Origin of the sequence: Alkalibacterium sp. (genome assembly GCF_046484155.1) — a bacterium.
In the GTDB taxonomy this organism is placed as follows: Bacteria; Bacillota; Bacilli; order Lactobacillales; family Carnobacteriaceae_A; genus Alkalibacterium.
Genome location: NZ_JAWOBT010000132.1, coordinates 1 through 6,856 on the forward strand (window position 1 = coordinate 1; position 6,856 = coordinate 6,856).

Annotated in this window: 5 protein-coding genes and 2 pseudogenes; 3 read left to right on the top strand and 4 right to left on the bottom strand. The window is 41.8% G+C overall.

The features are described from left to right. Positions 1–216: 216 nt before the first annotated feature. Positions 217–363: pseudogene (locus R6U02_RS09290) on the bottom strand (RNA-guided endonuclease TnpB family protein); the annotation flags it as partial. A gap of 145 nt (positions 364–508) precedes the next feature. Between R6U02_RS09290 and tnpA the strand changes: the two are divergent. The 3 genes and pseudogenes from tnpA (at position 509) to R6U02_RS09305 (ending at position 4,726) form a co-directional block, all read left to right on the top strand. Next, positions 509–946: an IS200/IS605 family transposase gene (tnpA, locus tag R6U02_RS09295; protein ID WP_410263335.1), complete on the top strand. Its 438-nt coding sequence runs from the start codon at positions 509–511 to the stop codon at positions 944–946. Positions 947–1,731: 785 nt separating this feature from the next. Then, positions 1,732–2,940, top strand: coding sequence for a glycine betaine/L-proline ABC transporter ATP-binding protein (locus R6U02_RS09300; RefSeq protein WP_410263336.1), 1,209 nt, complete (start codon positions 1,732–1,734; stop codon positions 2,938–2,940). Continuing rightward, positions 2,930–4,726, top strand: a pseudogene (locus R6U02_RS09305) (ABC transporter permease/substrate binding protein). The gene R6U02_RS09300 and the pseudogene R6U02_RS09305 overlap by 11 nt, the downstream one beginning before the upstream one ends. A 56-nt stretch (positions 4,727–4,782) precedes the next feature. Here R6U02_RS09305 and R6U02_RS09310 read toward each other — a convergent pair. The 3 genes from R6U02_RS09310 to R6U02_RS09320 all read right to left on the bottom strand — a co-directional run. Further along, positions 4,783–5,955, bottom strand: coding sequence for a cation:proton antiporter (locus tag R6U02_RS09310; protein ID WP_410263337.1), 1,173 nt, complete (start codon positions 5,953–5,955; stop codon positions 4,783–4,785). 80 nt (positions 5,956–6,035) lie between these two features. After that, positions 6,036–6,683 carry a pyroglutamyl-peptidase I gene (gene pcp, locus R6U02_RS09315; protein WP_410263338.1) on the bottom strand — a complete coding sequence of 216 codons (648 nt, stop codon included), beginning with the start codon at positions 6,681–6,683 and terminating at the stop codon, positions 6,036–6,038. Positions 6,684–6,710: 27 nt separating this feature from the next. After that, positions 6,711–6,856: 5-oxoproline transporter, DUF979 family subunit (locus R6U02_RS09320; RefSeq protein WP_410263339.1), on the bottom strand; the 146-nt coding region annotated here is incomplete at its 5' end.

Genomic DNA, 6,856 nt, shown 5'->3' on the forward strand with positions numbered 1-6,856 from the left:
GGGCCGTCCCCACTCTTTATCATGGTAGTGAATATAAACGGCATCTTCGGTTACCCAACCGCATCTTTTCTTCATTTTCCATTCCCCTTCTTTTACTCTATTGTATTGAAACTCCATGTGAACTACACCGGAACTGAATTACCGGACTTCTGGGAACACCTTTAACTGTCCTGTTTAAAGACTGGTGGCATCCGAGCGTTTCAGAAAATCTTATTCCTATTTCAGTATCGGGAGAAGATTATTCAAGTCGCGCTCGGTCAGAGCTGACAGTGTGGGCCTATTCTCATATCGCGTGTTCCACATTGACAAGAACTGACTCCATACAAACCGGGTATTGCCGATGTTCTGCACTACGCGGACTTGTTGGTCAGGTTGAAGCGCTAATTTGCCTTTAACTCAGATTAACATGGGGTCCCACCTCCTGTTGGTGTGGTATACTTATTGTATCACGCATGACCCATTACGCTAACGCTTAAAAACTGAAGCAACAACATAAGGAGGACAACGCATGTATATTAAAGCACGCACGAATGTTCACCGTACCATCTACCATTTGGTTTGGGTGACGAAGTACCGTAAAGCCATGTTCACGACACCAGAACGCCGTCAGGCAATGAAGGCATTCTTATTCGTCATCGCCGAAAAAAATGCCGTTACCATCCTGGAAAGCGAGATCCTGGACGATCACGTTCACCTGGTGGTCTCCTTTCCACCGCACAAGTCCATCAGTTCGGTCATGAAGGCATTGAAAGGCGCGTCCGCTCGGGACTGGTTCAAACAGTTTCCCGATACGAAAAAGGAGTTATGGAAAGGGTCCCTGTGGTCGAAGAGCTACTTTGTCAGTACAGTGGGCGACGTTTCCAAAGACGTTGTCATAGCGTATGTACAAAACCAGTTGACCGAGTACAACAGTGGGCGTTCGAGACGCGACCCATCTCTCAGTTAAAACCAAAGGTCTTCTCACTAACGTCTTTTAAAAAAACCATTAGAAACACTTCAAACCAAATAACCGTCTCCCATTACCGTTATAAGATCTCCCCATAATGCGTCTAGCGATTCCCACTGAAGTTCCTGTCAGTACACCATCCAGCGTTTTCATGTGCATAGGATTGCTCATTAGCGAAACGGATAGCCACTTAGGACAAACGGAATCTGAAAAGCAGGCAACATCATCGGCTCTTTTTTCTATTATTATTCGCCTCACGTTCGCTTTTTTAAAATCGAGTGGCGAACATCAGGATATACCACTTTTCTTCAACTCAAAAACCCTTTTTATCGAATAGGAAAAACAAACGAAAATTAAAAAAATACTCATAATTCATAAAAACGATTCAATTTATGAACCTTTTTTTGTATAAATAACATTGCGACATTATAAAAGATAACTTTTTTCACATCCAACAAAACCTATAACTGCAAGTTTCACACTCTTTTACATCGCTTTTTTCACAAAGAATATTACGATTGATATCCATTTGTCACTTATTTGTCATTTCTAATCAAATTCTTAGAAAGCTTATTTGAAAGGGAAGGTAACCGGTTACACTGTGCAAAAAACCTTCACAGCAGGTTCTATTGTTTTACTATACTTCTATCGCTTGGTATAATTAACGTCGTGCAACAAACGATAATAACACTTGTTTCCCAATATTCCGCCTTAAACAGGTGCCAGGCGTTGGAGTTACAAGGTCAATATTGAATACAAAATATATTAAAGGAGGCTGAAAATCTTTGGCAACTAAAGTTGAAATTAAAAATTTGTCCAAAATATTTGGCAAAAAAGAAAAACAAGCTTTAGAACTAGTTAAAAGCGGTTCTTCAAAAGAAGAAATTCTTGAGCAGACCGGAGCCACAGTTGGTGTCAACAAAGCTAATTTCAAAGTAGAAGAAGGCGAAATTTTCGTTATCATGGGTCTTTCCGGTAGTGGTAAATCAACACTGGTACGTATGCTTAACCGTTTGATCGAACCCACCGAAGGAAGCATTTTGATCGATGATGAAGATGTTTCAAAAATGGACAAAGATGAATTACGTAAAATTCGTCGTGAAAAAGTATCCATGGTGTTTCAAAACTTCGGCCTATTCCCTCACCGCACTATTCTGGAAAACACAGAATACGGCTTAGAGGTACAAGGCGTAGACAAGGAAACCCGTCAGAAACAAGCTGAGAAAGCACTCGATAATGCCGGACTTCTTCCATATAAGGATCAACATCCACATCAATTATCGGGCGGAATGCAGCAGCGTGTGGGCCTAGCTCGTGCGTTAGCGAATGATCCTGAGATTTTACTCATGGACGAAGCGTTCTCTGCACTGGATCCACTTATTCGACGTGACATGCAGGATGAATTGCTGGAAATGCAGGAAAAGATGCAGAAAACAATCATCTTTATCACCCATGACTTGAACGAGTCATTACGTATTGGTGACCGTATCGCTATTATGAAAGCTGGCGAAGTGGTTCAAGTGGGCACAGGAGAAGAAATCCTTACTAACCCTGCCAATGAATATGTCGAGCGTTTCGTTGAAGACGTCGATCGTTCTAAAGTCCTAACGGCTGAAAACATTATGATCCGTCCTCAGACGTTGCGTTCGAGCAAAGCAGGTCCACGTGTCGCTGCACAGGAAATGAAGTCAGCCGGCTTATCGAGCATGCTCATTATTGATAAACACCAGCAGTTAAAAGGTTATGTTACAGATGAAGACGTGTTAGCAGCTGTTAAATCTAACATACGTGACCTTGAGAGTATTATACGAACGGATATTCCTAAAGTTTCTAAAGACACGTTGATTTATGACTTATACGATATCATTCATGACTCTGACACACCTGTTGCAGTGGTTGATGAAAACAATAAATTAGAAGGTATCGTTATCCGTAGTTTAGTCATTGGTGCCTTAGCTAGGGAAAAAGAGGAGGATTCAAATAATGGAGAATAGTATTTTAGATGTCATACCTCAAATCCCTGTTTCCGAATGGATGGCCAATTTTATAAACTGGTTAACGGATAATTTCTCATGGCTTTTTGATGCCTTACGTGATTCAGGTAACTGGACAATGGACACGATAACGGATTTATTACTCGTTGTTCCACCCATCTTATTCATCGTACTGCTTACTGCCCTAGCCTTTTTCTCTAGTGGTAAAAAATTGGGATTACCAACATTTACCGTGTTGGGCTTGATCTACATTTATAACCAGGGACTATGGGAACCACTGATGTACACCATCACACTGGTTGTTGTAGCAAGTTTACTCTCTATCATTATCGGTGTACCTGTTGGTATATTGATGGCCAAGAGTGAATGGGCAAACGCGCTGATCACCCCCATTTTAGACCTTATGCAGACCATGCCGGCATTTGTTTACTTGATACCCGCTGTCGCATTCTTTGGAATCGGAATGGTTCCAGGTGTGTTCTCTGCCGTTATCTTCGCTTTGCCACCGACAGTCCGTTTCACTAACCTGGGAATCAGACAAGTGTCTGAGGAAATGGTTGAAGCAGCCAAGTCATTTGGTAGCACTGGATCACAACAATTATTTAAAGTAGAATTACCGCTGGCCAAAGCAACAATCATGGCCGGTATCAACCAGACTGTCTTGCTTGCTTTATCAATGGTTGTTATTGCTTCAATGATCGGCGCACCCGGTTTAGGTGAACGTGTCATCAACGCCTTACAACGTGCTCAAGTCGGGCCTGGCTTTGTTGCAGGATTCGCTTTAGTTGTCTTGGCAATTATTCTAGACAGAACAATGCAAGGATTTAACAGAGATTAAGATTAAGATTTTGATAATGAAACAAACTATACAAAACTTACAAAGGGGATTTTTATTTTGAACATTACTTGGAAAAAATTAGGTTTAACGGCAGCATCTGCTTCTGCACTGTTTTTAGCAGCGTGTGAAGATGGAACAGACACAACTGACGAAGACACTGGATCACTCGAAGGTGAAATCGAACTTGCTTATGTGGCTTGGGACTCTGAGATTGCTTCTACAAACGTAATCGGACAAGTATTGCAAGATGTAGGTTATGAAGTTGATTTAATTCAGCTAGACAACGCAATCATGTGGGAAGCGGTCTCTAACGGAGAAGCTGACGCAATGGTTTCAGCCTGGTTACCAGGCACACATGCACCTCAATTTGAACAGTATTCAGACAGCCTGGAACATTTAGGCCCTAACTTGGAAGGTGCTAAAATTGGTTTAGTCGTTCCCAAATATATGGATGCAGACTCTATTGCTGATTTAACAGATGAAGCTGATCAGACCATTACTGGTATTGAAGCCGGTGCTGGTGTCGTTGCGGCTGCAGAACAAGCAGTAAATGAAGACTACGCTAACTTAGAGGGCTGGGATGTTCAAACATCCTCTTCAGGTGCGATGATACAGCAATTAGACGATGCCTATGAAAACGAAGAAGAAATGATCGTAACAGGCTGGTCACCACACTGGATGTTCCAGTCTTATGATTTAAAATATCTAGAAGATCCTGAAGGATCATTTGGTGGTGAAGAAACAATCGATACTTTCACTCGTGAAGGTCTTGAAGACGACATGCCGGAAGCTTACCAAATATTAGATAATTTCAAATGGGAACCTGCTGATATGGAAGCAGTTATGTTAGCAATTCAAGAAGGCGCAGATCCTGAAGAAGCTGCACGTAACTGGATCGAAGAAAATGAAGATACTGTTTCTGAATGGACCGAAGGCGTAATCGAATAATCAATTGACAAATAAAAAAAAGACGCTATTTCAATTATGAAATAGCGTATTTTTTTTTATGCTTGCGTAAGTAATTTTGGTGCTGATGCATAGATGGCTAAGGCGCCTAGAGGAGCTGTAAGGATAATTGATAATACCGCCAAAGCTAATATCGCTGCCCCGTGTTCGACTCCCAAGGCTAATGGCAGCCCGCCAATAGCCGCTTGTACTGTTGCTTTAGGCGTATAAGCTATCATGCAAAAAAGACGTTCTTTGGTGTTAAGTGCGCTATTCATTGTAGCTATCCACACACCGATACTTCGCGCCATCAATCCAATTACGATAATGATCAACCCGATAAACCCAGCATCCAAAGCAACGTCAATATTGACCTCGGCACCGACCAAAGCAAATAACAAAATTTGCAAAAACACCCATAAGCCTCCTAAAGCCACAGTAAAGTGATGAGACTGGGTAGGGATTTTTTCAAGAAATATGAAGCCGATAGTCATGACACCTAGTAAACTGGCAATGCCGACATGTTCCCCAAATTCAACAAACAGTATCGATAACCCAAGTAATAGAACTAATTTTTCAATATATTTCTTATTAATGAGCTTAAATACAAATATAGCTAAAAAGGCGAGTAAGGCTCCTGCCAGAATACCACCTACGATACTCAATGGAATACTCGCAATATCAAGCAACAATGAGCTACCCATGGTTTCCGTACCCAAACCTAGAAAGAAGGTAAAGACTGTGATGGCGACAACATCATCAATGGACGTTCCCGCTAAGAGCAAGGTGGGCACTTGTTTGTCTTCACCTAGACGCTTTGCCTTCAAATCCAGCATGCTTGGAACCACAACGGCTGGTGACACCGCTGCAATAATAAAGCCGAGCATCCCTGCTTCTGCGAAAGAAAAATCCAGCAGATAGTAAGCTAAGGCGGTCACGGTAAACCCCTCGATCAGACTCGGGATACTGCTCATTTTCAATGCTATCATACCCACTTCTTTAATCTCTTCTTTTTTTATTCCTAGTCCGGCTCTCAGTAAAATAATGATCAAGGCAAACGTGCGAATGTCTTGCGAAACTAACAACAAATCTGAGTCCAGCCAGTTCAGCACGTAAGGACCCGTTAATACCCCTACAAAAAGCATACCGATCAAAGGCGGCAGTTTGACTTTCGAGGCCATTTTACCCCCGATATATCCTAGCAGCAACAACAATCCTAGTCCTGTTAACATAAGCTCGTCTTCTTTCTTTTATTCATTTATAAGAAAAAGGCAGTGACATTGAGTTACTGCCTTTTTTACTTTATCATGAATCAGTGAATCGCACCACCGATTTCTTTGATGTCGCCTTTACCTTGTCTCTCGACGATCGCTTCGATGCCGGCTTCTAATCCTTTTGAGATATCTTCTAAATGCATTGAAGGCTGATCGGGTTTATCCAGCACTTGTTCAGGAATAAAAGGACAATGGACAAAACCGCCAATTTTGTCAGGATACTTCTGACCGATCATGTATAAGATTTGATACATGATATGATTGCATACAAATGTTCCGGCAGAATTAGAGACACTGGAAGGTATTTTCGCTGCTTTCATCTTATCAACCATTGCTTTGATCGGCAACGAGCTAAAATAAGCAGCTGGTCCATCTTCTTTGATTTTTACATCAATGGGCTGGTTACCCTCATTATCTGGAATACGCGCATCATCGACATTGATAGCGATGCGTTCAGGCGTCACACCAAAACGTCCCCCTGCCTGACCAATACAAAGGATGACATCCGGATCGACTTCTTCAACTTTTTGTTCAATGACATCTGCAGCTTTATGAAAAACGGTCGGTATCTCCAGTTTGATTATTTCGGCACCCGCTATGTTATCTGGCAATAATTTTACCGCTTCATAGGCAGGGTTCACTTTTTCACCACCGAATGGATCAAAACCACTAACTAATATTTTCATTTTACTCTCCTCCATTACTGATTAAATTTAAAATGCCCAATAGTACATGAGTAATATGTGTACCACGATCATAAGCAGTGCGTATGGCAACTGTTCTTTAATAACACCGTTAGGATTCTTCATTTCAAGTAAAGCCACCGGCAAGGCGTTGAAATTGGCAGCCATTGGCGTCA